This window comes from Pseudomonas sp. BF-R-19 (assembly GCF_019956445.1).
Classification (GTDB): Bacteria; Pseudomonadota; Gammaproteobacteria; order Pseudomonadales; family Pseudomonadaceae; genus Aquipseudomonas; species Aquipseudomonas fluorescens_BH.
This window is the reverse complement of the sequence record NZ_JAHBDN010000016.1, coordinates 1-2,408: the sequence shown is the minus strand read 5'-3', so window position 1 is coordinate 2,408 and position 2,408 is coordinate 1. Positions and strand designations below refer to the sequence as shown.

The window sequence follows — 2,408 nt, the reverse complement described above, 5'->3', positions numbered from 1 at the left end:
GTAACCGTCCGGGCAACACACCTTCCTGACACCGTCGCTTGAGGCGATGGTGTCCACCTAAATTTAAGTGGACACCATTTTTAGCCTTTTTAAGCGGACGCCTATGCCACAAGAACGCCGTTCCTATTCAAAGTCCTTCAAGGCCCAGGTCATCGCCGAATGCGCGCAGCCTGACACCTCGATTGCCAATGTCGCGTTGACCCACAACCTCAACGCCAACCTCGTCCATAAATGGATACGCGTGCATGCGCAGAAAAGCCTGACACTTCAAACCGCCTTCATCCCGGTTAAGACATCGCCGCCGTTGCCGATGCATCAGGCCCTTCCTGCCACGATCCGAATCGAAGTGCCGCATTCAAAAGGCGTAGTCGTGGTGAGTTGGCCGGCAGAAAATGCAGCGGCGTGCTCTGCTTTCCTGCGAGACCTGCTGCGATGATCCGCATCGACTCCATCTGGCTCGCCACCGAGCCCATGGACATGCGCGCCGGCACTGAAACTGCGCTGGCGCGGGTCGTGGCGGTGTTCGGTGCGGCGAAGCCGCACTGTGCTTATCTGTTTGCCAACCGTCGTGCCAATCGCATGAAAGTGCTGGTGCATGATGGCTTGGGGATTTGGCTTGCTGCCCGGCGCTTAAATCAAGGACGTTTCTTTTGGCCTGGCGTGCGGCACGGCTCTGAAGTCGAGCTGGATGCAGAGCAACTTCAAGCCTTGGTGCTCGGCTTACCTTGGCAACGCGTCGGTTCCGGAGGAGCCATCACGGTGCTCTAACTCGCCTGCCATGGCCTGCTTGCCAGCGCAATTGGCGCATCAGTCTATCGCCGCCCATAGCCCACTCTGGCAAAATCGGCGGCATGACTTCGCATCCGAATCTCGATCAATTAAACCCTGAAGAACTGCGTGCTTTGGCGGCGCAGTTGATCCAGCGCGTCGAGACGATGGACAAGCAGATCAATCATCAAAAGTCGGTCAACGAGAAGCTGGCCCACGAGATCGCACTGCTCAAACGCTTCAAGTTTGCCAAGCGCAGCGAGCAGTTGAGCCCGGATCAAGCCAGCCTGCTCGACGACTTGATCGATACGGATATAGCCGCTATCGAAGCCGAACTTGAGGCGCTGCAACCGGCACCAGTCGAAGCCAAAGTGCGCCAGCAACCTAAGCGCGCAGCGCTGCCGCCGCAATTTCCTCGCACGCTGATCCATCACGAACCGGACAACAGCCACTGCCAGTGCGGTTGCGCCCTCAAGCGCATCGGCGAAGATGCCAGCGAAAAGCTCGACTACACGCCCGGCGTGTTCACCGTCGAGCGCCACATCCGTGGAAAGTGGGCCTGCGAACAGTGCGAAACGCTAATCCAGGCGCCGGTACCGGCGCACGTCATCGACAAAGGCATCCCGACAGCGGGCCTGCTGGCCCATGTCATGGTGGCCAAGTTCGCTGATCATTTGCCGCTGTATCGTCAGGAAAAAATCTTCGGTCGCGCCGGGCTGCCCATCGCCCGTTCGACCTTGGCGCAGTGGGTGGGCAACTGCGGCGTGCAACTCCAACCACTAGTCGATGCGCTGCGCGAAGCCGTGCTGACGCACGGCATCGTTCACGCCGACGAGACGCCGGTACAAATGCTGACGCCTGGCGCTAAAAAAACTCATCGCGCTTATGTCTGGGCCTATGCCACCAGTCAGTTCTCTGACCTGGCGGCGGTCGTTTACGACTTCAGCCCAAGCCGCGCTGGCGAACATGCCCGAGCCTTCCTGGGCAGTTGGAACGGCAAGCTGGTCTGCGATGACTTTGCCGGCTACAAGGCAGGCTTTGAACTGGGCGTTAGGGAGATCGGCTGCATGGCCCATGCCCGCCGAAAGTTCTTCGACTTGCATGCGACCAACAAGAGCCAGATCGCCGAAAAAGCGCTGCACTACATCGCGGCCTTGTACGAAGTTGAACGAGAAGTCCGCGACCTGGAACCGGGTGATCGACAGCGAATACGGCAGGAAAAAGCAGCGCCAATCGCCGACGCACTTCATACCTGGATGACCGCCCAAAGACAGCTTGTGCCTGAGGGTTCGGCCATCGCCAAGGCCCTGGATTACAGCCTCAAACGCTGGATAGCGCTGACGCGCTATCTCGATGACGGTGCTGTGCCCATCGATAATAACTGGTGCGAGAATCAAATCCGGCCGTGGGCTCTTGGGCGCTCGAACTGGCTGTTCGCGGGCTCGTTACGCAGCGGTAAACGTGCAGCGGCGATCATGAGTTTGATCCAGTCGGCGCGGCTCAACGGACATGATCCGTATGCTTACTTGAAGGATGTTCTTACACGCCTGCCGACGCAGCGTGCGAGTGAGATAACCGAGCTGTTGCCGCACAGGTGGGCGCCCGTTTAATCACACAAGGTGTGTTTGGCGGACGCTTAC

3 protein-coding genes are annotated in these 2,408 nt (G+C 58.9%); all 3 read left to right on the top strand.

All coding sequences use genetic code 11. The annotated features are described in order from the left end of the window. Nucleotides 1-103: 103 nt before the first annotated feature. The 3 genes from tnpA to tnpC all read left to right on the top strand — a co-directional run bounded on the left by tnpA (nt 104) and on the right by tnpC (nt 2,378). Nucleotides 104-436, top strand: a complete 333-nt coding sequence (gene tnpA / locus KGB28_RS01090) for an IS66-like element accessory protein TnpA (RefSeq protein WP_223441328.1) — start codon at nt 104-106, stop codon at nt 434-436. Next, on the top strand, nt 433-768 hold the full coding sequence (gene tnpB / locus KGB28_RS01085; RefSeq protein ID WP_017279403.1) for an IS66 family insertion sequence element accessory protein TnpB: 336 nt from the start codon (nt 433-435) through the stop codon (nt 766-768). The genes tnpA and tnpB overlap by 4 nt, the downstream gene beginning before the upstream one ends. 83 nt (nt 769-851) lie before the next feature. Continuing rightward, entirely contained in the window at nt 852-2,378 is a 1,527-nt protein-coding gene (gene tnpC / locus KGB28_RS01080; protein ID WP_223441323.1) for an IS66 family transposase, read from the top strand. Nucleotides 2,379-2,408: the final 30 nt, after the last annotated feature.

What these genes read in the sequence shown, in the direction of transcription:
- tnpA (WP_223441328.1), top strand. Translation starts at nt 104, where the DNA reads ATGCCACAAGAACGCCGTTCCTATTCAAAGTCCTTCAAGGCCCAGGTC.
- tnpB (WP_017279403.1), top strand. Translation starts at nt 433, where the DNA reads ATGATCCGCATCGACTCCATCTGGCTCGCCACCGAGCCCATGGACATG.
- tnpC (WP_223441323.1), top strand. Translation starts at nt 852, where the DNA reads ATGACTTCGCATCCGAATCTCGATCAATTAAACCCTGAAGAACTGCGT.